22 protein-coding genes are annotated in these 25,713 nt (G+C 54.6%); 13 read left to right on the top strand and 9 right to left on the bottom strand.

Annotated features, from left to right (window positions below; genetic code table 11):
* Positions 1–2 precede the first annotated feature (2 nt).
* The 4 genes from M989_RS06665 (at position 3) to M989_RS06680 (ending at position 2,931) form a co-directional block, all read left to right on the top strand.
* Entirely contained in the window at positions 3–248 is a 246-nt protein-coding gene (locus M989_RS06665; protein WP_064543572.1) for a YmjA family protein, read from the top strand.
* A gap of 45 nt (positions 249–293) precedes the next feature.
* The gene (gene metC, locus M989_RS06670) at positions 294–1,475 is read left to right on the top strand and encodes a cystathionine beta-lyase (RefSeq protein WP_064543573.1); all 1,182 of its coding nucleotides are present in this window, start codon (positions 294–296) and stop codon (positions 1,473–1,475) included.
* A gap of 87 nt (positions 1,476–1,562) precedes the next feature.
* Positions 1,563–2,654 (top strand): Gfo/Idh/MocA family oxidoreductase, encoded by a 1,092-nt coding sequence (locus tag M989_RS06675; protein WP_064543575.1) that lies wholly within the window; start codon positions 1,563–1,565, stop codon positions 2,652–2,654.
* A gap of 43 nt (positions 2,655–2,697) precedes the next feature.
* A complete protein-coding gene (locus M989_RS06680) occupies positions 2,698–2,931 on the top strand; it encodes a zinc ribbon domain-containing protein (protein ID WP_064543576.1) in 234 nt (77 codons plus the stop codon).
* A gap of 96 nt (positions 2,932–3,027) precedes the next feature.
* Here the strand turns inward: M989_RS06680 and xseA are convergent, their stop codons facing one another.
* The gene (gene xseA, locus M989_RS06685) at positions 3,028–4,407 is read right to left on the bottom strand and encodes an exodeoxyribonuclease VII large subunit (RefSeq protein ID WP_064543578.1); all 1,380 of its coding nucleotides are present in this window, start codon (positions 4,405–4,407) and stop codon (positions 3,028–3,030) included.
* Positions 4,408–4,567: 160 nt separating this feature from the next.
* Here xseA and guaB point away from each other — a divergent pair, with 160 nt between their 5' ends.
* The 6 genes from guaB (at position 4,568) to M989_RS06715 (ending at position 12,261) form a co-directional block, all read left to right on the top strand.
* Positions 4,568–6,034 (top strand): IMP dehydrogenase, encoded by a 1,467-nt coding sequence (guaB, locus tag M989_RS06690; protein WP_064543580.1) that lies wholly within the window; start codon positions 4,568–4,570, stop codon positions 6,032–6,034.
* 69 nt (positions 6,035–6,103) lie between these two features.
* A complete protein-coding gene (guaA, locus tag M989_RS06695; RefSeq protein ID WP_038642595.1) occupies positions 6,104–7,681 on the top strand; it encodes a glutamine-hydrolyzing GMP synthase in 1,578 nt (525 codons plus the stop codon).
* Between the two features lie 383 nt (positions 7,682–8,064).
* Entirely contained in the window at positions 8,065–9,345 is a 1,281-nt protein-coding gene (locus M989_RS06700; RefSeq protein WP_064543581.1) for a DUF262 domain-containing protein, read from the top strand.
* Positions 9,342–11,294 (top strand): DUF262 domain-containing protein, encoded by a 1,953-nt coding sequence (locus tag M989_RS06705; protein ID WP_064543583.1) that lies wholly within the window; start codon positions 9,342–9,344, stop codon positions 11,292–11,294. The genes M989_RS06700 and M989_RS06705 overlap by 4 nt, the downstream gene beginning before the upstream one ends.
* Positions 11,295–11,664: 370 nt before the next feature.
* Positions 11,665–11,898, top strand: a complete 234-nt coding sequence (locus M989_RS06710) for a type II toxin-antitoxin system Phd/YefM family antitoxin (protein ID WP_004853132.1) — start codon at positions 11,665–11,667, stop codon at positions 11,896–11,898.
* A gap of 30 nt (positions 11,899–11,928) precedes the next feature.
* A complete protein-coding gene (locus M989_RS06715; RefSeq protein ID WP_064543585.1) occupies positions 11,929–12,261 on the top strand; it encodes a type II toxin-antitoxin system RelE/ParE family toxin in 333 nt (110 codons plus the stop codon).
* 34 nt (positions 12,262–12,295) lie between these two features.
* Here the strand turns inward: M989_RS06715 and M989_RS06720 are convergent, their stop codons facing one another.
* The gene (locus M989_RS06720; protein ID WP_064543587.1) at positions 12,296–12,811 is read right to left on the bottom strand and encodes a GNAT family N-acetyltransferase; all 516 of its coding nucleotides are present in this window, start codon (positions 12,809–12,811) and stop codon (positions 12,296–12,298) included.
* 5 nt (positions 12,812–12,816) lie between these two features.
* Positions 12,817–14,010: an MFS transporter gene (locus tag M989_RS06725; protein WP_064543589.1), complete on the bottom strand. Its 1,194-nt coding sequence runs from the start codon at positions 14,008–14,010 to the stop codon at positions 12,817–12,819.
* A 97-nt stretch (positions 14,011–14,107) separates the two neighbouring features.
* Between M989_RS06725 and M989_RS06730 the strand changes: the two genes are divergently transcribed.
* A complete protein-coding gene (locus tag M989_RS06730) occupies positions 14,108–15,001 on the top strand; it encodes a LysR family transcriptional regulator (RefSeq protein WP_064543591.1) in 894 nt (297 codons plus the stop codon).
* Here the strand turns inward: M989_RS06730 and mscS are convergent.
* Both mscS and M989_RS24460 read right to left on the bottom strand, forming a co-directional pair.
* Positions 14,998–15,876, bottom strand: coding sequence for a small-conductance mechanosensitive channel MscS (gene mscS / locus M989_RS06735; protein ID WP_064543593.1), 879 nt, complete (start codon positions 15,874–15,876; stop codon positions 14,998–15,000). The two genes, M989_RS06730 and mscS, sit on opposite strands and share 4 nt — an antisense overlap.
* A gap of 314 nt (positions 15,877–16,190) precedes the next feature.
* On the bottom strand, positions 16,191–16,394 hold the full coding sequence (locus M989_RS24460) for a YfgG family protein (RefSeq protein WP_074398748.1): 204 nt from the start codon (positions 16,392–16,394) through the stop codon (positions 16,191–16,193).
* A 351-nt stretch (positions 16,395–16,745) separates the two neighbouring features.
* Between M989_RS24460 and M989_RS06745 the strand changes: the two genes are divergently transcribed.
* Entirely contained in the window at positions 16,746–19,031 is a 2,286-nt protein-coding gene (locus M989_RS06745; RefSeq protein ID WP_083965130.1) for an EAL domain-containing protein, read from the top strand.
* Here M989_RS06745 and ppx read toward each other — a convergent pair.
* The 4 genes from ppx to purM all read right to left on the bottom strand — a co-directional run bounded on the left by ppx (position 18,984) and on the right by purM (position 24,526).
* Positions 18,984–20,531, bottom strand: coding sequence for an exopolyphosphatase (gene ppx, locus M989_RS06750; RefSeq protein WP_064543597.1), 1,548 nt, complete (start codon positions 20,529–20,531; stop codon positions 18,984–18,986). The two genes, M989_RS06745 and ppx, sit on opposite strands and share 48 nt — an antisense overlap.
* Positions 20,532–20,534: 3 nt before the next feature.
* The gene (ppk1, locus tag M989_RS06755) at positions 20,535–22,595 is read right to left on the bottom strand and encodes a polyphosphate kinase 1 (RefSeq protein ID WP_064543599.1); all 2,061 of its coding nucleotides are present in this window, start codon (positions 22,593–22,595) and stop codon (positions 20,535–20,537) included.
* 251 nt (positions 22,596–22,846) lie between these two features.
* Positions 22,847–23,488 carry a phosphoribosylglycinamide formyltransferase gene (gene purN / locus M989_RS06760; RefSeq protein WP_064543601.1) on the bottom strand — a complete coding sequence of 214 codons (642 nt, stop codon included), beginning with the start codon at positions 23,486–23,488 and terminating at the stop codon, positions 22,847–22,849.
* Positions 23,489–24,526, bottom strand: a complete 1,038-nt coding sequence (gene purM / locus M989_RS06765) for a phosphoribosylformylglycinamidine cyclo-ligase (RefSeq protein ID WP_064543603.1) — start codon at positions 24,524–24,526, stop codon at positions 23,489–23,491. It lies immediately after the preceding gene.
* Positions 24,527–24,813: 287 nt separating this feature from the next.
* On the opposite strand from purM, the gene bglK reads away from it, so the two are divergent.
* Positions 24,814–25,704 carry a beta-glucoside kinase BglK gene (bglK, locus tag M989_RS06770; protein WP_064543606.1) on the top strand — a complete coding sequence of 297 codons (891 nt, stop codon included), beginning with the start codon at positions 24,814–24,816 and terminating at the stop codon, positions 25,702–25,704.
* Positions 25,705–25,713: the final 9 nt, after the last annotated feature.

The raw sequence follows: 25,713 nt of genomic DNA on the forward strand, positions 1-25,713 counted from the left end.
CTATGACGCACGAAATCCCGCTGAAATTTTATGACATCGTCGACGAATACTCGACCGAAGCCGCGCAGGCAGTGAACGACGCCGAGCGTGACGCGCTGGCACACTATTTCCAACTGCTGATTACCCGCTTGATGAACAACGAAGAGATCAGCGAAGAAGCGCAACAAGAGATGGCCGCCGAGGCGGGCATTAAAGAACAGCGCATTGATGATATTGCGGAATTCCTCAATCAATGGGGTAATGAATAGCACGATTTCTCGTCGGCACGGCCGCTGAAAGGTACGAGGTAAATTATGGGTCATCATTCTCCATCCGATTTTAATATCAGCACGCAAATTACCCAGCTAGGCCGGGATACTTCCCGTCAGGCTGGGTTTGTTAATGCGCCGATTTATCGCGGATCTACGGTGGTCTTTCCGACGGTTGACGATCTTGAACATAACCGCGCCGAATTTAACTACGGCACGATGGGGACGCCGACCATCGCCAGCCTCGAGAACGCCTGGAGCGTGCTGGCTGGTGCCGCCGGGACCGTACTGTCACCATCCGGGCTGGGGGCTATTTCACTGGCTCTGCTGACAACGCTGAAAGCGGGCGATCACCTACTGATGCCCGATAGCGTTTATCGACCGACCCGCAATTTCTGCGCCGGTATGCTGGCCAAAATGGGCATTGAGACCACCTATTACGACCCGCTGATTGGCGCGGAAATAGCCTCACTTTTTCGCGCGAACACCACCACGTTGTTCCTGGAATCGCCCGGCTCGCAGAGCTTTGAGATTCAGGATGTTCCGGCGATGACCCAGGCGGCGAAAAAACAGGGGATCGCCACCATTATCGACAATACCTGGGCGACGCCGATTTTCTTTCGTGCCCATGAACACGGTTGCGATCTCTCGCTTGAGGCGGGGACTAAATATCTCGGCGGCCATTCTGACCTGCTGATGGGGCTGGTGTCAGCCAATGACGCCTGGTGGCCGCGGCTGCGTAAAACCTACGATCTGATGGCCATGCTGCCCGGCGCGGAAGACTGCTTCCTGGCCCTGCGCGGGCTGCGCACGATGCATCTGCGCCTGAAAGAGGCTGAACAGCGCGGTCTGGAGATGGCGCATTGGCTACAGGCGCGTCCGGAAGTGCTGAGGGTTCTGCACCCGGCGCTGCCGGAGTGCCCGGGGCATGAGATCTGGAAGCGTGATTTCACCGGCTCATCCGGGCTGTTTTCGCTGGTGCTGAAGCCCGAATTCACCAAAGCGGGGGTGGCGAATATGTTGGATCATATGCGTATTTTCGCCATGGGCTATTCGTGGGGCGGGTTTGAAAGCCTGATTATCCCGTTCAACTGCGCCGATTACCGCACCGCGACCACCTGGCAGCCCGGCGGTCTGACGCTGCGCATTCAGATGGGGCTGGAAGATATGGACGATTTGAAAACCGATCTGGCGGCTGGCTTCGACCGTTTGCGCGCGGTTCGCTAAACCCAATAAGCCATCGCGGACACGTTTCTGTGGTGGCGCTTCACGCATAATGCCTGTCGTATTGTTTTTCTTCATGAGTCGAATGCTATGAATATTGGTTTTATCGGCCTCGGGTCGGTGGTTGAAACCGCCTATTTACCCGCGCTAAAGGCGCTGTCGCTGCCGGTGACCCAGATTTGCGGCTATGACCGCAATCCGCTGCGGGTGCTGCCGGGTGTGACGGTCTATGAATCGCTTGCTGCACTGCTGGCGCAGCCCATCGACACGCTGTTTATTACCACCGTTTCGCTGGCGCATCTGCCGGTGCTTGAACAAGCGCTGCGTTCGCCGATTCCGCGTATTGTGGTGGAGAAGCCGATCGCCGCCACGCTGGAGCAGCTTACCGCACTGCGCCAGTTGCTTTCGGTGCCGGATAACGCGCGGCGCGTGCTGGCGCTGGATCACTGGATGGCCCGTGACGGCGTGCTGTGTCTGGCACAGGGGCGAATGGATGACCGCTGGCAGCCTGAAGATGGCGCGGTAATTGACCGCCCGGTGGTCATCTCGCTGGACGATATTGTCAGCATCGACGGCTTTCTGCTGGAGCCAAGCGGCTATAACGCCGCGGGTGAACCTATCGCACTGAATTTTGCCACCGGGCAACCGGATAGCCGCCAGCTGCGCCACCCGGACGGGGTGATTGTCGATATTGGTACCCACGTACTGGCGATGATGCGTGAGACGGTGCGCTATCTCGGCGGCAGCGATGACATTGTGCTGTGCGCTGAGCGAGTCAGGGACCGATTAGGGCGGCCCATTGCGCTGGGCGATATCGAAACGGCAGAGGGTGAGGCGCATCTGGTCGGCACGCTGGGTGGGATTGCGGTCAACCTGTGGTTGAATAAATATGCCGGGCCGGGCGTTGAACGTAAGGGGATCCGCATTACCTTGCGCGACGGGCGAGTGATAAGCCAGAACCGTAGCCCCGAGGGCGAGCGCGCTGAGCTCATTTGCGGCGATTCCGTACTCGGCTGGACCCGTCGCGGCGCAATTTATGCCCACTGTCTGGGCGAGCAGATTCTGGGCGCGCAAAGTTTGTATTCCCGTGCGCCGCAGGAAGTGGCTAAGCTCACGGCACGGCGTATTGGCGAGGTCGAGGCGCTGTTGCAGATTCAGCAGCGGTTACGCGGGACGCACTGAGACGTGATAAAATGGCGGCACAATACGATGTTAAGGAGTCGCCATGGAATTCATCTGCCCAACCTGTCAGGCCTCGCTGGAGGTGCAGGGCCAACAGGCGCACTGCGCGCACTGTGATAAAACCTTTACCCTCGAGCCACGCTGCCCCGAGTGCCATAAGCCGCTGGAAGTGTTAAAGGCCTGCGGCGCGGTGGATTTTTTCTGCCAGAACGGCCATGGGATGATCTCGAAAAAGCGGGTTGAGTGGGCCTCTGTTAGCGAATCTGCGGGCCAGTAGCGCTGTTGCCGGGTGGCGATGCCTTGCCCGGCCTACACCTTTGCCACTCTTATATCCGCTGGATAAGCGAAGCGTCAGGCGCGTCTTTAATGTCGATCATTCAGGCCGTTTTTGACGTGCGCGCGTTTTCTTCACCGGCGTCACCGTTTTAATTTCACTCTCGACCCAGCCGTCTGCCAGCCGGGTCGTCAGCATTTCACCGGTTTTTGCCTGCTTCGCCTGTTTCAACACCTTGCCATCGCTGGCGGTGGTGACGCTATAGCCGCGCGCCAACGTCGCCAGCGGGCTGACGGCTTCCAGATGCGTGACCGCATTGCCAAAGCGTTCGCGCTGTTCGCTGAGGCGTGCGCGAATGGATTCGGCCAGGCGATATTCCAGTTGCTGGATACGCGACTGGGCGCGATGAATACGCGGCTGCGGATTCTGCTGGTTCAGACGTTGCAGCATGCGCTGCTGGCGCTGATTGGCCTGTTTGATCTGGCTTTCCAACGCGCTGCTCATACGCTGACGCAGCCGTTCCAGTGAAGTTTGTTGACGCGCCAGACGCAGCTGCGGGTGCTGCTGCTGTAGGCGATGGAACATCTGAGTAAAACGGCGGCTGCGGTTGGCGAGGTAGTAGTCCATCGCCATGCCCAAACGCTGTTGGGCGGATTGAATCTGGCGCAGCAGTTCCTGCTGGTTACGGCTGACGATTTCCGCCGCCGCCGACGGCGTCGGCGCGCGCAGGTCGCCGACAAAATCGGCGATAGTGACATCGGTTTCGTGGCCAACGGCGCTAACCACCGGAATGCGGCTGGCAAAAATAGCGCGCGCCACGCGTTCGTCGTTAAAGCTCCATAAATCTTCCAGCGAGCCGCCGCCGCGCCCGACGATTAACACGTCGCACTCGCCGCGCGCGTTGGCCAGTTCAAGGGCGCGCACGATCTGCCCCGGCGCATCGTCGCCCTGTACCGCGGTAGGGTAGATAACTACCGGCAGCGAGGGATCGCGGCGTTTAAGAACGTGGAGAATATCGTGCAGCGCCGCGCCGGTTTTCGAGGTAATCACCCCGACGCAGTGGGCCGGGGAGGGCAGAGGCTGCTTATATTGCTGATCGAACAACCCTTCAGCCTGCAGTTTGGCTTTCAGCTGTTCATATTTCTGCTGTAATAGCCCTTCGCCCGCGGGCTGCATGCTTTCGACGATAATCTGGTAATCGCCGCGCGGCTCGTACAGCGTGATGTTGGCGCGTACCAGCACCTGCTGTCCGTGCTGTGGGCGGAACGTCACCCGGCGGTTGCTGTTGCGGAACATTGCGCAGCGCACCTGGGCGTTATCGTCTTTTAAGGTGAAGTACCAGTGGCCGGAAGAGGGCTGGGTAAAGTTGGAGATCTCGCCGCTAATCCACACCTGGCCCATCTCTTTTTCGAGCAGTAGACGCACCGACTGGTTAAGACGGCTAACGGTAAAAATTGCGGGGCTTTGTGAGGATAACATGTGAGCGGGATCAAATTCTAAATCAGCAAGTTATTCAGTCGATAGTAACCTGCTAACGAGCGAGTGCAAGCATTTTATGCAAAAAAGTGTGGATGCAATCGCTTACGCTCTGTATAATGCCGCGGCAATATTTAATAACCTCCCAGGTGAGATATTGCCCATGCTACGTATCGCAAAAGAAGCCCTGACGTTTGACGACGTCCTCCTCGTTCCCGCTCATTCTACCGTTCTGCCGAACACGGCTGACCTTAGCACTCAGCTGACCAAAACCATTCGTCTGAACATTCCTATGCTCTCTGCGGCAATGGACACCGTGACTGAAGCGCGCCTGGCGATTGCCCTGGCACAGGAAGGCGGCATTGGTTTTATCCACAAAAACATGTCTATCGAGCGCCAGGCGGAAGAAGTTCGTCGGGTGAAGAAACACGAATCCGGCGTGGTCACCGACCCGCAGACCGTGCTGCCAACCACCACGCTGGCGGAAGTGAAAGAGCTGACCGAGCGCAACGGCTTCGCGGGCTATCCGGTTGTGACCGAAGACAATGAACTGGTAGGTATCATCACCGGTCGTGACGTGCGTTTCGTCACCGACCTGAGCCAGCCGGTGAGCGTCTACATGACCCCGAAAGATCGTCTGGTGACCGTTCGCGAAGGCGAAGCGCGTGATGTGGTGTTCGCTAAAATGCACGAACGTCGCGTCGAAAAAGCGCTGGTGGTTGACGATAGCTTCCACCTGCTGGGCATGATCACCGTTAAAGACTTCAAAAAAGCCGAACGTAAACCGAACGCCTGTAAAGATGAGAAAGGTCGTCTGCGCGTTGGTGCCGCAGTGGGCGCGGGCGCGGGCAACGAAGAGCGCGTTGATGCGCTGGTTGCCGCGGGCGTTGACGTACTGCTGATCGACTCCTCTCACGGCCACTCCGAAGGCGTGCTGCAGCGTATCCGTGAAACCCGAGCTAAATATCCTGACCTGCAAATCATCGGCGGTAACGTCGCGACTGGCGCTGGCGCTCGCGCACTCGCCGAAGCCGGTTGCAGCGCGGTGAAAGTCGGTATCGGCCCAGGCTCCATCTGTACAACTCGTATCGTGACCGGCGTGGGCGTTCCGCAGATCACTGCCGTTTCTGACGCGGTTGAAGCGCTGGAAGGCACCGGTATTCCGGTTATCGCCGACGGCGGTATCCGTTTCTCCGGCGACATCGCTAAAGCGATTGCCGCTGGCGCCGCTGCCGTGATGGTGGGCTCTATGCTGGCCGGTACCGAAGAATCCCCGGGCGAAATCGAACTCTACCAGGGCCGTTCTTACAAATCCTACCGCGGTATGGGCTCCCTGGGCGCGATGTCCAAAGGTTCCTCCGACCGTTACTTCCAGAGCGATAACGCCGCTGACAAACTGGTGCCGGAAGGTATCGAAGGTCGCGTAGCGTATAAAGGCCGCCTGAAAGAGATCATTCACCAGCAGATGGGCGGCCTGCGCTCCTGTATGGGGCTGACCGGTTGTGGTACCATCGACCTGCTGCGTACGAAGGCTGAATTCGTGCGTATCAGCGGTGCGGGTATCCAGGAAAGCCACGTTCACGACGTGACCATCACCAAAGAGTCCCCGAACTATCGCATGGGCTCCTGATAAGTTTCCGCGCCCGGTTTTAAACCGGGCGTTTTGTTATTGTTTCACTTGCCTCGGAATTATCGTCAAATGACAGACAATATTCATAAACATCGCATTCTCATCCTCGATTTCGGATCGCAGTACACCCAGCTGGTCGCGCGTCGCGTACGTGAACTGGGCGTCTACTGTGAACTGTGGGCATGGGATGTTACTGAAGCACAAATCCGTGAGTTTAACCCGAGCGGCATCATCCTCTCCGGCGGCCCGGAAAGCACCACCGAAGCAAACAGCCCGCGCGCGCCTGAGTACGTCTTCAACGCCGGTGTGCCGGTCTTCGGCGTCTGCTACGGTATGCAGACCATGGCAATGCAGCTGGGCGGCCACGTTGAAGGTTCTAACGAGCGTGAATTCGGCTACGCTCAGGTTGAGGTACAGACCGACAGCGCGCTGATTCGCGGTATCGAAGATTCTCTGACCGCCGACGGCAAACCGCTGCTCGACGTATGGATGAGTCACGGCGACAAAGTAACCGCGATCCCGGAAGGTTTCGTCACCGTTGCCAGCACCGAGACCTGCCCGTTCGCCATTATGGCGCACGAAGAAAAACGCTTCTACGGCGTGCAGTTCCACCCGGAAGTGACCCACACCCGTCAGGGGATGCGCATGCTGGAGCGTTTCGTACGCGATATCTGCCAGTGTGAAGCGCTGTGGACTCCGGCGAAAATCATCGACGATGCCGTTGTCCGTATTCGCGAGCAGGTTGGCGACGACAAAGTGATCCTCGGTCTTTCCGGCGGCGTGGATTCTTCCGTCACCGCGATGCTGCTGCACCGCGCAATCGGTAAAAACCTGACCTGCGTGTTCGTGGACAACGGTCTGCTGCGTCTGAACGAAGCCCAGCAGGTGATGGACATGTTCGGCGACCACTTTGGTCTGAACATTGTTCACGTGGAAGGCGAATCGCGCTTCCTGGAAGCGCTGAAAGGCGAGAACGATCCGGAAGCCAAACGTAAGATCATCGGCCGTGTGTTCGTTGAAGTGTTCGACGAAGAAGCGCTGAAGCTGGAAGATGTGAAGTGGCTGGCGCAGGGGACTATCTATCCTGACGTAATCGAATCTGCGGCGTCTGCCACCGGTAAAGCACACGTCATCAAATCTCACCACAACGTGGGCGGCCTGCCGAAAGAGATGAAGATGGGGCTGGTTGAGCCGCTGCGTGAGCTGTTCAAAGACGAAGTGCGCAAAATCGGTCTGGAACTGGGCCTGCCGTACGACATGCTGTACCGTCACCCGTTCCCGGGCCCGGGTCTCGGCGTTCGCGTGCTGGGTGAAGTGAAGAAAGAGTACTGCGACCTGCTGCGTCGTGCGGACGCTATCTTCATCGAAGAGCTGCACAAAGCTGACCTGTACAATAAAGTCAGCCAGGCGTTCACCGTGTTCCTGCCGGTTCGTTCTGTTGGCGTAATGGGCGATGGCCGTAAGTACGACTGGGTTGTTTCCCTGCGTGCTGTGGAAACCATCGACTTTATGACCGCTCACTGGGCGCACCTGCCGTATGACTTCTTAGGCCGCGTCTCTAACCGCATCATCAACGAAGTAAACGGCATTTCCCGCGTGGTGTATGACATCAGCGGTAAGCCGCCAGCCACGATCGAGTGGGAGTGAGGCTATTATTTAGCCTATTGTTTTATTTGATTTAGTGAGTGCCATTGATGATATTGACTGCATTATCAATGGCATTTTTTATGGTTTAAGGCCGACGCTGAATCGAAGATATAGCAAATACCATGTGACCGTATCAGCAAATGCCATGGTATCGACAACCGGGTGCATTGCAGCGCTGTGCTGATGCCATCGATGCTCGCTTTGATCAGAACCGCTCTCTCGACCCATGCCCCAGATCGTTAAATATGCGCCAGAGGAGCACCTCGTGATAGAAATTGTGAACAAGACAGCCGCCGCTGGGAATCGAAGTATCCATATAGGTGAATAAAGTTTGCGGAAAATAAGCTGAGAAAATAGAAAAGCGTCAATGAAGGGACATAGGAATGGCGATTAACGGAGAGAACGGTGTTAGTGCAGTCACCGTGGATGAACTACTCAAGCAAGGCCTTCGGATACCGAACTATCAACGCCCATACAGTTGGGAGGTATCGACTGCTCTACAGCTGGTGGATGATATCAGCGAAGCTCTTCGAGATACCGAACGAAAAGATATTCCCTATGTTTTGGGTGCAATTATTCTTCACGATGATGGTGAGTATCTCAATGTAGTCGACGGGCAGCAGCGCCTGCTGACTTTGCGAATGATTCTTGCGGCCTTAGATCCGATAAATCATCAAATTTCGATGTCTGGTAACAGCGAAACCCCTGTCTCCCTAGTTTGGATAGAGCTTCAAAGGCGCCTGTCGCAGTTGGAAGATAAAAAAGAGTTTTTGGATTTTATCTGTCACAAATGTCAGTTGGTGCGTATTGTGACGGACGATATTGATGAGGCATTTCGTGTCTTTGATTCTCAGAACTATCGCGGCAAACCGCTTGCCCCTCACGACTTGCTCAAAGCACACCACCTGCGCGAAATGCACGGTGAGTCCGCTGCTATGAAAGTGGCTGTCGTTGAGGCTTGGGAAGCCGTAAACGATGAGGATCTGGACAGGCTTTTTTCTACTTTTTTATACCGGATATCCAAGTGGTCACGAGGCGAAAGCTCGCTCGAATTTACTATTCGGGACATCGGCATGTTCAAGGGCATTTCATCACGATCCCACAGGTCATTTTCGCCAAATCTGCGATATCACCTTGCAGCACAAGCCGCTATGCCACTTCTAAGTGCATGGTCGGTATCCTCTACACATGATGCACGAAATGCCGGGCGCAGCCGCTTTCAGCTTGATGCCCCGATAATCGCAGGACGCTCATTTTTCGAGATGGTGACATTCATGCTTGACGAATTGAAGATACTGGAACAAGAGGTTATTGACAGAGGTTTCAAAAACTTTGGCCCATCTCAAAGTCGCTACCGCTACGTGTACGAATTGTTCATTGCCGCGCTGCTTTGCTATACAAACAAGTTTGGCGATGAAGATGTAGATGAAGTGCGAAATAGGTTATTCGCATGGGCATATGCCTTGCGGGTCGAGTTACTTCGTGTGCAATTTGTATCTGCTGACAACCGAGCGCGAGGTAAAAACGATGCAAATAAATCGCCTTTTGTTTTGCTACGTAACGCGATGACTGGAAGTGTTGTCCGCAAACTTCCAATAGCAAGTAAGCCATACAGCGATAACCACGAAAAGGAACTCGTTGCTTTTATCAAGGGGCTACAATGAGCAAGAAGGAGTTGAAACCTGAACTGTTAACAGTAGGCAAGCTATTCACTGACAATTATCTGATTCCTATTTATCAACGGAACTATGCTTGGCGGGCCGAACAGATTGAGCAACTTATTAGCGATATTCAAGACTCGGTGGTAGGGGGCCTGGACAACTATTTTCTTGGGAACCTTGTTGTAATCAAGCGGGGTCGAGAGGATGAGTTCGAGGTCATAGATGGACAGCAACGACTTACAACCCTCTATCTGCTTCTGACCTTCCTGGAGCAAGACGGTGAGGGTGAGAAGCCGTCGGTTGGCCATGCAGGCCACTTGCAATATGAGTCGCGCGCACGAGCAACTGAGGCCCTGCTGCGAGTAGCACAGGAGGCGGCTAAGGAGCACGTTCGACCGCAGGGCTCCACGAGTAATGCAGATGCTGGCATTCATGAAGGCTACAGCATCATCAATCAGTTCTTCAAACAAAATGAAAACCTTAATCGCTCACGCGAAAAATTCTCCGATTTCTTGCTAACGAAGGTGACTGTCGTCCGTGCCTCGCTGCCACCCAATACCGACCTCAATCGCTACTTCGAGATCATGAACACTCGTGGGCAGCAACTCAAGCAGGTTGATATTGTTAAGGCTCGCCTGATGAGCAAACTGCCCAATCAATATGAACGCGAATGCTTCGCGTGGGTTTGGGATTCCTGTGCTGACATGGATTCTTATGTCCAGATGTCTCTGACCCGTGGTGACACAAGTTTGCGAAACAAAGTATTTGGTGATGAATGGTCCTGGCTGGAGGTGACCAGCTTCGCTTCGCTAATGGAAAGTCGTCCGCAATCCGGCATCAATTCATCAAGGCAATCCTCCGAAGGGGTATCGTTGTCCTTGGATGAGGCGTTGTCAAAATACGCTAAAGAGCTCGAGTCAAATTCCACTGAAGACGAGGGCAACGAGCGGTTTCGTTCGACTATTGAGTTTCCGGCCTTTCTGCTACACGTTCTAAGAATTATGAAAGGCGATGAGGTCGAAGACGAAGGCCTGCTTGACGACAAGCGCCTCATCAAGTCATTTGACGACGCCGTAAATAATGTACCCGACGCTAAAGCCGATTGGGTGCGTAGTTTTGCATTTATGCTTCTCAAGTGCCGCAACCTCTTCGATGGCTTCATCTTGAAGCGTCAATTCACGGCAAACATCGGTGACGATGGCGATTGGTCTCTCCAGCGACTGAAAAAAGGAGGCGGGGACAAGAAGCCAACCCCGACGTACATCCATGTTTTCTCGGCCAGCAATGGAAGCTTAGAGGAGGACGGGAGTGCTGACCCACATACCCGAGATGTATTGCTGCTTCAGTCCATGCTTCGGATTACCTACACTTCTCCGCGAACGATGCACTGGATTACCAAAGTTCTTCGCTGGCTCTCCGTTAAAGCCCCTCGAGACGTGAAACATGCGGATCTTGCCGATTTGTTGAAGGGATATGCCCGCAGCAAGGTTAAAGAGACATTCTCCTTTGAGAAAGATCAGCAACCACAAGGGTTTGGTATCAGCCGTATCGTCTTTTCGTATCTCGACTATCTTCTGTTGAGTGACTCCTCAAAACGAGATTTCAAATTTCAGTTCAGAACTTCCATTGAGCACTTCTATCCACAGCATCCTGACAAAGAACAGTCGGGCGCGGTTGTTTCAGGTTCTAGCCTTAACCTGCTTGGCAACCTCGCGCTCGTAAGCGTCAGCGCGAACTCAAAATTCAGCAATAGCCTCCCCAGAGTGAAGGCCGAAAACTTCAAGGATACAATTGAACTTCAAAGTCCCAAGCTCAAGAGAATGGCGGAAATCACCCGAAATACAAACTGGGACGATCAGCAGATAACAGCACATCATGAAGCGATGGTGACATTGCTTCGTGATGATGTAAGTCTGGTGGAGGCAAGCGGAAGATCCAACCCAGGGCGTTGACTTCTTTGAATAACCGCTTTTGGACGAATATCCTTTGTGGTGTGCAAGTTGTCAGTCTAAAAGCGTTTTGCGTCGGGCGACACGATCAGTACAGTCTCCAAGTTTTCTTACCATGGTATTTTGTATGGTATCGACATGCAGAGATAATGCTATTTTATTGATTTTATAGTGTTTTAAGACAGTGTTAATCATCGAGTGGGAATAATTTAACGTCTGGCAACAGCCTGCACGTAAAGCAGTAAATTACTCCTAAGTAAGCCCGCGTAATAGAGGGATTATTTCTGATAATAGCAGAGTCGTATGAGGCCTTGTTGGTGGTCTAAATATGGTCTATATTAAAACTGATGCATGACCATTAGGCGAACGAATCATGAAAGTAGAGACCATCAGTTACGTTAAAAAGAACGCAGCAACGCTTGATCTGTCAGAACCCATCCTGGTCACACAAAATGGTGTGCCTGCTTATGTTATAGAGTCTTATGACCAGCAGCAGGAAAGGGAAAATGCCATTGCATTGCTAAAGCTGCTTACCCTTTCTGAGAAAGATAAAGCGGAAGGACGCGTGTTCTCGAAAGACCAGTTGCTGGATGGACTTGCGGATTAAACTCAGTGCGCTCAACGTTAAGGGATTTCCATGGAACAGCTGGTGACCTTTGAGTATACGCTTACGGTAAAGCAATGCATCGACACAATAGTCGGTTTTCTAAAGCGCGTTGATGTTGAGCCGCGCCCGGTTATCGCAGATATTCTCACACAGTTTGAGAATACCGTAGGCCAGTTCCCGTTGGGCTGCCAGATTTGCCCTGAACTGCTGAAAATTGGCTGCGCCAAATACCGGGAGTTTAACCACGCTGAAGGCTACCGGGTTTTGTATTCCGTAGACGGAACCTTAGTGACCGCGCATGCGATCCTGGCACATCGGCAGGATGTTCAGCAGCTACTTTTTAAGCGTCTGATTATGGCCTGATAAACCAAAAGCTCAAGGCCCTTTTTTATATCGTTTACCCGCGTCTGCGCCGATACTGCAAACTCGGCTCTGCCCCCGGCACATCGTTAATTTCTCTGACCAGCCTCATTCCGCACTTCAGCAATACCTTCTGTGATGCCAGATGATTCTTGCGCACAATACCCACGACCTCCTCAAGTTTTAATATCGTAAACGCATACTCCACCGCCGCAAGGGCAAACTCCGTAGCCAGCCCTTTTCCCCACGCTTCGGGCGCAAAGCGGTAGCCCAGGTTATTCACCGCACCGAAGGGATATTCGACAATGCGTAGCCCACCAAAACCGATAATCTGTTCGGGGGCATCCCGCAGGCTGAACGCCCAGTTGCCGAAGCCGTGAGCGTCGCGATGTTCAAGCCACCCCGTCAGGATGCGGTGAGAGTGTTCGATATCCGGATGTGGTCCAGCAGGGTTAAAGGTGTTGGTCGCGGGATCGCCGTAGATGCGGTAAAGCGCGTCAAGATCGGTCACCGCCACCGGGCGGAGGATCAGGCGTTCGGTTTGCAGGTGCATGGGAGTTATCCTTGTCGTGAAGCGTGTTGATCGTTGTTTTTTGTTATGCGAGCAGTCTGGCACAGCGCAATGGTCACCGCCAGCCCTGCGGCTATCACAGCCAGTGCCGCGGATACGGTAAGGCTTCCCTGCATACCCAGCGTCTGATTGAGCCAGGCGTAGGCGAACGGCGAGGCGGCGGCCAGCAGTTGGGCCGGGATCAGCAATACGCCAGTGCGACGGGCATAGTCTTCAGCGGCGAAGAGTTGAAGTGGCAGCGTAGCCTTGAATACCGTGGTCAGGCCGTTAATTGCGCCGTATCCGAGGACAAACCCTCCGGCTGCCCAGCCAATCTGTGCGCTGCTGATACCCAATGCAAAACACAGCGGTATGAAAAAGACCGTGAGCAGCGTCAGCCTGATGGGCGTTAACGCTGAGCCGGAGGCGACTTCAAGAAAGCGCGCGCCGGTCTGCCCGACGCCCCAAAGAATACCCACGGCGATGGGGAGACCGTGGGCGGCGATAAACTCCGGCAGATGCGTAGAGGTGCCATTAGAGATGAAGGTCACGATGGCAATCAGTGCGGCGTAAAGCCAGCCTATATGCCTGTCACGGGCGAGCACTGCGTTGGGGCTGCGTGGGCTCACTGGCGGCAGTTTTTGGTTGGGCATTGGAATGAGAATCAGGGCGCTAAGAAACCCGAGCAGACTGTACACCAGCAGCGCGTGTCGCCAGTCGATTATCGTAAGTAATGTACTGCCCAGCGGCCAGAATAGCGCGGAGGCTAGTCCGCCGGCTAAGGTGACGCGGGAAATGGTCGGTCTGGCTCGCTGGCCGTAGAGGTTCACCAGCGCGGCAAACAGACCGTCGTACAGCGCCAGCCGCATCCCGACGCCGGTCAGTATCCAGGCGCAGTACCAGCCCGGCAAGGTGCGTATGAGCGACATCAAGAGACAGCCTATCGCCATCAGCATGGTGCCACTGACTACCACGCGCTGACCGCCAAAATGCGCCAGCAGGCGGGCGACCCACGGTGAAAGTAGCGCCATCACCAGCATGGCCAGCGTCAGGCCGAAATAGATATGCGTCGCTGCCCAGCCGGTCTCTTGCGTAATCGCGCGGGCGAAGGTGCCAGGCATATAAAATGAGATCCCCCAGTTAATCAGCTGGTTGCCTCCAGCGGCAAGGGTAACAGAAAGAGGGGCGGCAGGTGTTTTCATTATATTCTCGTCAGTTATGCAGTTGCTGGCAGCATAACGCTCAGGCTATTGTGCTGGCAGAGCCCTCCGTTTATGACCCTGATAAGAGAAACTTTGCATGACGACGCTGAATCTGGGATATCTGGCAACCTTCCGCCTGGTGGTGCAGCGTGGCAGCTTTTCGGCGGCGGCTGATGCGCTGGGTATCTCTCAGCCTGCAGTGAGTCTTCAGGTTCGCCAGCTTGAACAGTTCTTACAGACAAGGTTGATTGAACGTACCGGGCGCGGCGTGAAGGCGACGGCGGCAGGAATGGCGCTGCTGCTGCACGGCGAGCGGATTGAACAGGCGGTGAATGAAGCCGTGCAGTCGGTAAGCGAATGCAGCGAGCAGGTGAGCGGCCAGATTTCGTTGGGCACCGGGGCTACGGCGTGCATTCATCTGCTGCCGCCGATGCTGCAGGAACTGCGTGAGCGTTACCCGCGGCTGACGGTGGGGGTGACCACCGGCAATACCCCGGATATCGTGCGGGCGATAGAAGAGAATCGGCTCGATTTGGGGCTGGTCACCTTGCCCGCGAGCGGGCGCAGTCTGGAGGTTATGGCGGTTCAACGAGAGGAATTTGTGCTGATTATTGCTGCAACGCAACGGACGTCAATGGCAACGCCGGCCGCGTTGCGGGATCTACCGCTTATCGCGTTCGAGCAAGGAAGCGGCACGCGTAGCCTGATTGATGGCTGGTTCCAACGAGCAGGCGTAGACGTCCGGCCGGTGATGCAATTGGGCAGTATTGAAGCGATAAAGCGAATGGTGGCCGCCGGCCTGGGTTACAGCATTATTCCGCGTATGGCGGTTGAGGCGCCTCGTGACCGGGAAGGGTTACATGTCTGCTCGCTGGCACCGCTGCTGCACCGCCAGCTGGCGGTGGTGATGCGCCACGATAAGATCCTCAGTAAAGGAATTGCTGAGTTAGTGAAGCTGTTGCAAAGGGCACCCGCGTGCCCTCGGGATTAATCAACCAGCTGTAGCTGCGGGTGCGCTGGCGCGGTCACGTTCTCCACGCGAATATCCATCTGTGGATAAGGCAGGTCGATATGATTGGCGTCCAGCGCCTCTTTGATGTTTTCCAGCATATCGTAATAGGTGTCCCAGTAATCCGCATTGCGTACCCACACTCGCACATAAAAGTTCAGCGATGAGGCGCCCAGCTCGCCCAGACGGACGGTGACGCCGCGCTGGCGGTCAATCCGCGAGTCTTTTTCAATCAGCTGATTAATCACGCGTTTGACGTCAGCAATGCGGCTCTGGTAACCTACGCCGATGACGAGATCGATACGACGGAACGGATGGCGGGAGTAGTTGATGATGTTGTCAGCGATAATCTTGCCGTTGGGGATCACCACTTCTTTGCTATCGCCTGTCAGCAGCGTGGTGGAGAAAATGTGCACCTTCTCTACCGTGCCGGTCATGGCGCCAATCTGAACCACTTCACCGGCGCGGAAAGGGCGCAGGGAAACCAGCAGCACGCCCGCGGCAAAGTTGGAGAGCGAGCCCTGAAGCGCCAGCCCGACCGCCAGGCCCGCAGCACCGATAACGGCGATGATCGATGAGGTTTCGATCCCCACGCGGCCCAGCGCGGCCACGACAAAGAAAGCCAGCGTAATGTAACGTACCAGCGCGGTGAAAAACTGGACGATAGTGATATCGACTTTACGCTTGAGCAGGAGCTTTTCCAGCCCGCGGGACAGCAGGCGTGAGATAGCTTTACCGACGAACAACAGAATAATGGCAGCAACGACATTCCAGCCAAATTGAATAACCGCATCGCTGTGGCCAGCCATCCATTCAACGGCATTTTTGATTTTGGGAAATAAGGTAAAACCGGTCATCACAAGCCCTGCCTGGTTAAAAATAATGGCGAAAAAATCAAATGAAGATATATAAAATATCTATATATTTGTTTTATATATCTGAGGTGTATGGGTTAGCGATTGTTTGCGCAGTTATTGTCTTTTTTCTGCCCATTTATCAAGAGTATAAAAAACAGCGCGAATGGTGCGGCGAAGCGAAAATAAAATTTTGTGTATTCGTGCGGGAAACATTTTTTTGCCCACTTTACGACTGGATATGGCCTGTCATGCAGATCCCTTACCGGATGGTTAAACGGGATGCTTAGCCATTCGGTAAGGAATCTTTTGGGGGATTAACGATCGTCGGTTTGTGCGGGGGGAGTCTGTTGCGACAGGCTGCTCTGCTGGGATTCTTTTTTGTCCTGGTGGTGATGCCACGCACCGATGGAGGAGTAGACGAAGCGTCCGAAGAAGAAGAGGAAACTGATAAGCAGTACGATCCGGGTCATTCGACTGTTAAATCGGTGTCGTTTTCGTAGGCTGGTAACCTGGCTCACAAAGGGGTCCTTTAGCAATACCCATAGACGGGCGATTTGTACATTAAGGCACAGAGTGGCGCACGGGTCAATTGAGATGAATGTAAAAATCCGTCAGATAAAACATTAATTAATGTTATATAAGATATTATACGTATTCACAAAGATAAATTAATAATTAGATGAACGGCAAAGAAAACGAAATTATTGTTTTTATGTACGCGGTTTCTTGACTCACATCAAACTTCATTCGTAACTGATAACTAAAATCCTCGCTATACCCGCGCATTGCCTTCTTTCGCGGACGTTTAAGCCAGGTTGGATGCCTGTCTGAAAATACCCAGCAGGATTTGGGGTATCTATAGAGCATCTATGAATTTCTGTAAAATATATAAGCAATATCGCGATTGCTGGTGGGGCCTTCCGCTGATATTGCCACTTCTGATATTGCCAATAATTAGACTTGCTAATACGTACACCTATGTTGGCGGTGGCAAGACCTACCTTTATTATCTGCCGATGCCGTTTCTGCTGTGTATGATGCTGTTTTTCGGCTGGAAAGCACTGCCTGGGTTGATTGTAGGTATTGGCTGCTATCTCACGCGCGATCTGCATGTGGTTGAAGAAATGGGCATCACGCTGCAGTTTCTGATTCCTACGCTGGTGGCATGGGGCGGCTATCAGTATTTCAACAGCGGGCGCAAAATGGTGTCGCATGGCGACACGCGGCTCATGGCACAGCGGTTGTTCTGGCAGATGTTTATCCCTGCCACACTGTTTATGCTGCTGATCCAATTTACGCTCTATATTGGTATATACCCGAGTTTCAGCGATGTACAGTGGACCTCGCCGCTGACCCAGCGCAATCTGATCAACTACCAGTCGCTGCTGATGGGCTACCTGACCGGCGTGCCGCTGTGTTATTTGCTGATTAGGTTAATCCGCAACCCTTATTATATTCGCGCTTTTATTTCTCAGGTGCGCCTGGACTTTGATCCAAAAGTGAAGTGGCCGGAAATAATAGTCTGGAGCGGCTTCGTGCTGGGGATTTTCTCCATGCTGATGATGCCGCTGGACAGTGGCAGCACCATTTTCAGTACCAACTATACCCTCTCTTTGCTGCTGCCCATCATGCTGTGGGGATCGATGCGCTTCGGTTACCGCTTTATTTCGGTGGTCTGGACGCTGCTGCTGATTGTGGCGATTCACTACCATTATCACTACGTGCCGCACACAGCAGGTTACAGCGTACAGCTGGCAATTACCTCGTCCAGCTTCCTGGTATTCTCGTTTATCATTGCTTATATGGCCATGCTCTCAAGCCGTCAGCGGGCTATCCACGATCGGGTACGGCGGATGGCCTTTATCGATCCCGTGGTCAATCTGCCCAACATGCGCGCCTTGAATCGGGCAATAAGCAAGGCGCCATGGTCGGTACTGTGTTTCCTGCGTATGCCGGATCTCGAGGTCCTTACCCGGCACTACGGGATTATGCTGCGTATCAACTACAAGCAGAATCTGGCGGAGTACCTGAGCGAGGTGCTCCGCCCGGGCGAAGGGGTGTATCAGCTGACCGGCAGCGACCTGGCAGTACAGCTGCATACGGAATCCTACAAAGAGCGTATTGAAGATCTCTATGCGCGTCTGAAAATGTTCCGCTATAGCTGGAACGGTATGCCGTTACAGCCGCAGATTGGCCTCAGCTACTGCTACATTCAATCGCCAGTATCACACCTTTCGCTGATGCTGGGCGAGCTGAATACGGTGGCCGAGCTGTCTCTGGTGACCGACCGCCCGGAAAACCTCCAGCGGCGCGGCGCGCAGCACTTGCAGCAGGAGCTGAAGGACAAAATCGCGATGATGGTCCGCGTTCAACAAGCGCTGGAGAACGACCGTTTCCGCCTGATGGCGCAGCCGATCGTCGGCATTCGCGGCGATAATTATCACGAAGTGCTGTTGCGAATGTTGGGCGATGATGATGATGAGTTGATCTCGCCAACGCTGTTCCTGCCGGTCGCCCACGAATTTGGTATGGCTTCGCGTATCGACCTGTGGGTACTGGAAAATACGCTGCGCTTTATGGCCAGCCGTCGGGCGACCAACCCCGGTATGCGTCTGGCGCTGAACCTCGCGCCATCAACGGCAAGCGGGCTAGGCTTTTCCCAACAGGTGGCGTTATTGCTGGAAGAGCATGGCATCGAAGCATGGCAGTTGGTCTTTGAAATTACTGAAAGTCATTCGTTGGTCAATGTGGAACAGGCTCGTCGCACGCTTCGAGAGCTACAGGAACTGGGCTGCCGGGTGGCAATAGATGATTTTGGCACCGGATACGCCAGCTACGCCAGGCTTAAGCATATCAGCGCTGATATCCTCAAAATTGACGGCAGTTTTATCCGCAATATTGCGACCAGCAGTATGGACTATCAGATAGTGGCATCGATCTGCCATCTGGCGCGGATGAAGAAAATGCGCGTGGTGGCGGAATATGTGGAAAACGAAGAGATTCGTCAGGCGGCGATCGCGCTGGGTATTGATTATCTGCAGGGTTATAGCATCGGTAGGCCAGCTCCCCTTGAGGAGCTGGCGGCAGCCGAGTGCACAAGCGTTGAATCAGGCCGCGACGACCTCGTCGGGCGCACGCTCCTCTGTGATTTTTAACAACCAGCCGGTGACGCTCTCCCAGTACTCCTGCTCTTTTTCCAAATCGAGCAGCACCAGCGCGTTCTGGGTAAACCAGTCGTGCGGGAAGCAGAGCGTCCAGTGGTTGGCTTCGGTCGTGAGCTTCAGCGTCGGCGGCGTGGTGGTTGCCTGACGTTGGTTGTTCAGCAGCACGCCCAGGCGTAACAGCTGGATCATCGGCAGGAACTGTTTCTTCTTAAACAGCGTAAAGCGCGGCAGCTCGTCGAGCTTAATGGCTTTACGATGGAAGCGCACCAGCGTCGCCATCAGATATTGCTGTTCCTGGTTGAAGCCCGGCAGATCGCTGTTTTGCAGAATGTAGGCCGAGTGGCGATGCATACCGCTGTGGTTAATATTTAGCCCCACTTCGTGCAGCATCGATGCCCATTTCAGCAGCGCGTTCAGCTGCGGGTTACCCAGCTTCGGGTTCTGCTCCAGCCACTGATCGTACATTTGCATGGTGGTTTCGAGTACGCGTTGGGCCTGCTCGCGGTCGATGTTGTACTGGTTTGCCAGGCTTTGCGCGGTGCGGCTACGCACGTCCTGATGGCGGAAGCGGCCTTCCATCTCATACAGCACGCCTTCGCGCAGCGCGCCGTCAGACAGGCGCAGCTCTTTAATCGCCAGCGCGTCGAACACGCCGCAGAGAATCGCCAGCCCCGGCACAAAGACGCCTTTACGCTCTTCGGACAGGCCTGGCAAACTCAGGCTGCTGAAGTTTTTAAACTTCAGCACTTCTTCAACCAGCTTTTCCAGCCGCTCCGGGGTGATAAAACCGTCTTTCTCGCCCATCTCGAGCAGCACTTCATGCGCGGCCTTAATGGTGCCGGAAGCGCCCATCGCTACGCTCCAGCCCTGGATGCGGAACTGCCATGCCAGGGTTTCCAGCTTTTGTACCGCCGCCATACGGGCGCGCTGGAAGTTCTCGCGATTGATGGTTCCTGCCAGGAAGAACTGCTGCCCGAAGCTCACGCAACCCATGCGGCGGCTTTCTACCAGCTTGGGTTCGAAATCTTCGCCAATCACCAGCTCCGTTGAGCCGCCGCCGATGTCGATAACCAGCTTGCGGCCTTTCTCCGGCTGTGTGTGCTCTACGCCCATGAAAATCAGACGGGCTTCTTCATTCCCGGAGATGATTTCAATCGGGTAGGGGATCACTTTTTCCGCGCGCTTGAGAAACTCGGTCGCGTTGGCGGCCTGACGTAACGAGTGCGTACCCACGATACAGACGCTGGAAGGGGAGAAGCCCTGTAGTCGCTCGGCAAATAGCGACAGGCAGCTTAACCCGCGTTCCATGGCCTCTTCACTCAGCATGTTGTTCTCATCCAGACCGTCGGCCAGATGAACGCGCTGTTTCAGGCGGCCGATGATCTGCATCGCACCGTCGACGACGCGCGCAATGACCATGTGAAAACTGTTCGAACCAAGATCAACCGCCGCAAACTCCTGCGGCCGGGGTGCTTTGCTTTTTATTGGCATAGGTTAGTCAGGTTGTTCAAGTGATTTGATGTAATCGTAAATCGCCTGCTGCGAGCGGACCTTACGGCGGTTGCCGCGCGGAACATAGCGATTACTCAGTTCTTTATCAATAAAACGGGCTTTCACCGTGTCGCTAAACAGAATATCGATAATATCGAGGATCCGTTGTTTGAGACGCGGATCGAGCAGCGGCGTCGCCACTTCAATACGGTAGTCGATATTACGGGTCATCCAGTCAGCGGAGGAGAGATAAACGCGTTTATCGCCGCCGTTCTCAAAAATATAGATCCTGTCGTGCTCAAGGAAACGGTCAACGATGCTAATGACACGAATATTTTCACTGATCCCCTCTAATTCAGGGATCAAAGAGCACATGCCGCGGATCAGCAGGTTGACCTGCACGCCTGAACTGGAGGCCGCATACAGGCGATCGACCAACCCTTTATCCACCAGGTTGTTGAGCTTAAGGGTGATCCCGGCTGCGATACCGTTCTGTGCGTTGGCGATTTCGCGGTCGATCATCTCGTACAACAGGCGGCGCGAGTTCTGCGGTGAGACCAGCAGATAGTCGAAGCTCACCGGACGATAGGGGTTCTCAATAAAGTTAAATACCCGGCGCACTTCGTTGGTGATACGCGCATCGGCGGTGAGCAGCGAGTAGTCGGTGTAGATGCGCGCGGTTTTCTCGTTAAAGTTACCGGTGCCGATATGGGCGTAGCGCACCACGTCATCGCCTTCTTTACGGGAGATGAGGAACAGTTTGGCGTGAATTTTCAGCCCCGGCGCGGAGAAGATGACATGTACCCCTGCTTCGGTGAGCCGCTTCGCCCAGTGGATGTTGGCCTCTTCGTCGAAGCGCGCCTGTAGCTCCACCACCACCGTCACTTTCTTACCGTTGTGCGCGGCGTGAATCATGGCATCAATGATGCGCGAGTCTTTTGCCACGCGATAGATGTTGATTTTTATCGCCAGTACGCTCGGGTCGAAGGAGGCCTGACGCAGCAGTTCCAGCACGTGTTCAAAGGTGTGGTACGGATAATAGAGCAGCACATCGCGCTCGCGAATGGCGTCGAAGCCGTTGCGGAATTTATCAAACCACAGGTGGCGAAGACGCGGCAGCGGCTTGTTGACCAGGTTGGCCTTACCGACGTTCGGGAAACCGATAAAGTCTTTAAAGTTGTGGTAGCGGCCACCGGGAACGATCGAGTCGTAGCGGGAGATAGTCAGCTTTTTGCGCAGCATTTCGACCATCGCGTCCGGCATGTCGCGCTGATAGACAAAGCGCACCGGTTCGGCGGTGAGGCGCTGCTTGAGGCTGGAGGACATCAGCTCCATCAGGCTCGACTCCATTTCGTGCACCAGATCGTACTCGGCATCACGGGTCATTTTCATCGAGTAGGCGTTGAGAGCATCGTAGTCGAAGAAGCCTTTGAAGATGTCGTCAAGGCAATAGCGCAGGATGTTATCCAGCAGAATCATTGGTTTGCGGCGGCGCGGCGTTTCCGGGGGCAGGTTAACGAAGCGCGGTACCTTATCAGAAGGTATCTCCAGCAGCGCGTAGTTGATCTCGTCGCCGCGGATGATTTCCACCGCCAGATAGGTGTAATCGTCTTTCAGGAACTGCACCAGGTCGGTTTCGCGGTTCAGCAGAATCGGTGTGATGTGCTGGCGCAGGTGTTGTTTAAAGTAGTGGCGCAGCCAGCCCTGTTGGTTGACGGACAGCTGGCGCTCGTTAATCAGGAAGATCTGGTTACGCGCCATCTCCAGCAGCAGTTCGTTATACAGTCCATCGAACTCCTGGTCGGCTTTGAGTACCCGAGCCTGGATTTTACTCAGCAGGTGGCGGGAATGTGTGGTCACGCCCTGTTCTTCGCTGATAATGATGCGACGTTTCAGCTCCGCAAAGCGGACCTTATAAAATTCGTCGAGGTTGTTAGAGTAGATCCCCAGAAAACGCATGCGTTCAATCAGCGGGTTGCTTTTATCTGCCGCTTCCTGAAGGACGCGCTCGTTGAAGGACAACCAGCTCAGTTCTTTTTCGATGTACAGTTTTTCCTGACCCATTACTACTCACACTCCGGTTAATTCACGGGACGCGGCAAAGTCGTCTCACTGTTTATATTGCTAGCTTTGCCGGGTTATGTCCAACTGTGTCATCTTAGTATGACAGTTATCCTGTTTCGCCTACGAAAATATTCGCTGTCCGTTTTGATATGTAAGCTTTTTTTAGCCTTTCTACGAGCCTGTAGCGCTGATAGAAAGGCATAAAAAAGAGGGCCATAAAGGCCCCCGTTATCATGCGTATCGAGACGAGACTACTCTTCCGCTGCGTAGCCTGCTGGCGGCAGCGGCACGCCGTCAAGCCAGGCGTGATTATCCTGCATCTTCAGGCGACCATCGAGGAACCAGCCCACCACCAGCGGGTAGATAGCATGCTCCTGGACCTGCACGCGTGAAGTGATTTCCGCTTCGTCATCGCCGTCAAAAACCGGCACCTTGGCCTGCAAAATGACCGGTCCGCCGTCCAGCTCTTCGGTCACGAAGTGCACGGAAGTGCCGTGTTCCGCATCACCGTTCTCCAGCGCCTGACGGTGCGTATTCAGCCCGGGATATTTCGGCAGTAGAGAAGGGTGGATGTTGAGCAGTTTGCCCTGATAGTGCTGTACGAATTCAGCGCTCAGGATGCGCATATAACCCGCCAGCACCACGACATCCGGCGCGTAGGCGTCAATCTCGTGCATCAATTCGCGGTCGAACGCTTCGCGGCTGGCGAACTGGCTGGCAGACAGCGCGTGCTGGGCAATACCTGCGGCGCGGGCCCGCTCAAGGCCGAACGCGTCGGCCTTATTGCTGAACACTGCCCGGATGGTGCCATGAATCCTTTTCTGCTCACAGGCATCAATAATGGCCTGTAAGTTGCTGCCGTTGCCGGAAATCAGCACCACGATATTTTTCATTTACTCGATGACCACACGCTGTTCGGAATCCGTGGCTTTGATATAGCCGATTTTCCACGCGTTTTCACCTTTTTCGTTCATCAGGGCGATGGCTTTATCGGCCTGATCCGCCGCCAGAGCGATCACCATGCCGACGCCGCAGTTAAAGGTGCGGTACATTTCGTGGCGGCTAACGTTACCGGCATCCTGCATCCAGTTGAACACCGCCGGCCACTGCCAGGAGGATTCGTCGATCACCGCCTGGGTGTTATCCGGCAGTACGCGCGGGATGTTTTCCCAGAAGCCGCCGCCGGTCAGGTGGGCGATCGCGTGAACGTCGACGTTCGCAATCAGCTCAAGAATGGATTTCACGTAAATGCGGGTCGGCGCCAGCAGATGGTCGGCCAGGGTTTTGCCTTTCAGCATCGTGGTGTCCGGGTTGCAGCCGCTGACTTCGACAATTTTGCGCACCAGCGAGTAGCCGTTGGAGTGCGGGCCGCTGGAGCCCAGCGCGATCAGCACGTCGCCGTCGGCAACTTTGCTGCCGTCGATGATTTCAGATTTTTCGACCACGCCCACGCAGAAACCCGCTACGTCGTAATCTTCGCCGTGGTACATGCCCGGCATTTCAGCAGTTTCACCGCCGACCAGCGCGCAGCCGGACTGCAGGCAGCCTTCGGCGATGCCGTTGATCACGCTTGCCGCCGTGTCGACGTCCAGCTTGCCGGTAGCGTAATAGTCGAGGAAGAACAGCGGCTCGGCACCCTGAACCACCAGATCGTTAACGCACATGGCCACCAGGTCAATGCCGATGGTGTCATGACGTTTTAAATCCATCGCTAAGCGTAACTTCGTGCCAACGCCGTCAGTGCCTGAAACCAGCACCGGTTCACGATATTTTTGTGGCAGTGCGCACAGGGCGCCGAAACCGCCTAATCCACCCATCACTTCCGGACGGCGCGTTTTCTTCACCACCCCTTTGATACGGTCAACCAGAGCGTTTCCTGCGTCAATATCAACACCGGCATCTTTATAGCTGAGAGAGGTTTTGTCGGTCACTGCAAGTCTCCACGCATTTGCGATAGCAAGAAAAATCGGCGCAATTCTATCAGTCCAGGCAAACGTTTGCGAGCCTATTCTGCACCCAATTTTTCACCTGCGAATTTTGCCGTGTTTCCATCATTAAATTGGTCAAATATGATACTGCTCACGAAAATGAAACCGGGTACTCCCTTGTCCTTGCATCCTCTCTGATGAATCCACATCATAGTAATGAAACCGGTTTCTGTTTTTGTTGCATAACGCCCGGTAACCGATCTGAGAATGGCCAGAAGGGATTGAATGGAATGAAAATTGCTGCCTTTGATATTGGAGGTACGGCGTTAAAAATGGGGGTAGTCGCCGACAGCGGCGAACTGCTGGAAAAAGGGAAACAGCTTATCACTGACAGCGACGGCGAGCAGATCCTCGCGGCGATAGAAGGCTGGATTACCGCCCATCCCGAATGTGAAGGCGTCGCTATTAGCGCGCCGGGTTACGTTAACCCGCATACCGGCTATATCGAAATGGGCGGCGCGATTCGGCGTTTCGACAACTTTGCTATTAAAGAGTGGCTGGAGAAGCGTACCGGTCTGCCCGTCGCTATCGAAAACGACGCCAACTGTGTGCTATTGGCCGAGCGCTGGCAGGGCAAAGGGGCTGAACTGTCCGATTTTCTGGTGCTGACCATCGGTACCGGTATCGGCGGCGCCATTTTCTCCAACAATCAGCTGGTGCACGGCGCGCGTTTTCGCGCTGGCGAATTCGGCTATATGCAAACTTCACGTCCCGGCTCTCGCGACGTACGCCGCTACTCCATGAACGAAAACTGTACCCTGCGCGTACTTCGTTATCGCTATGCGCAGCATCTCGGCAAAACGCTGGAAGAGGTCACCGGCGAGGAAATTTTCGACCGCTTCGACGCGGGTGATGTCGTCTGTCAGCGGCTGGTCGCCGAATTTTTCAACGGCCTGGGCACCGGCCTCTATAACCTGGTGAACCTGTTCGACCCGCAGACGATTCTCATCGGCGGCGGCATCGTTGAACGCCCCGGTTTCCTGGCGCTGATGCGTGAGTACCTTGCCTGGTTTGGCATTGCCGATTACATCGATACCGTCAGCCACGGCAACGACGCCGGGCTCATTGGCGCGGTTTACCATTTCAATCAGCACTATTCGCAGCGACAACTTACTGATTAACGAGGGAAA

This window comes from Kluyvera georgiana ATCC 51603 (assembly GCF_001654985.1).
Classification (GTDB): domain Bacteria; phylum Pseudomonadota; class Gammaproteobacteria; order Enterobacterales; family Enterobacteriaceae; genus Kluyvera; species Kluyvera georgiana.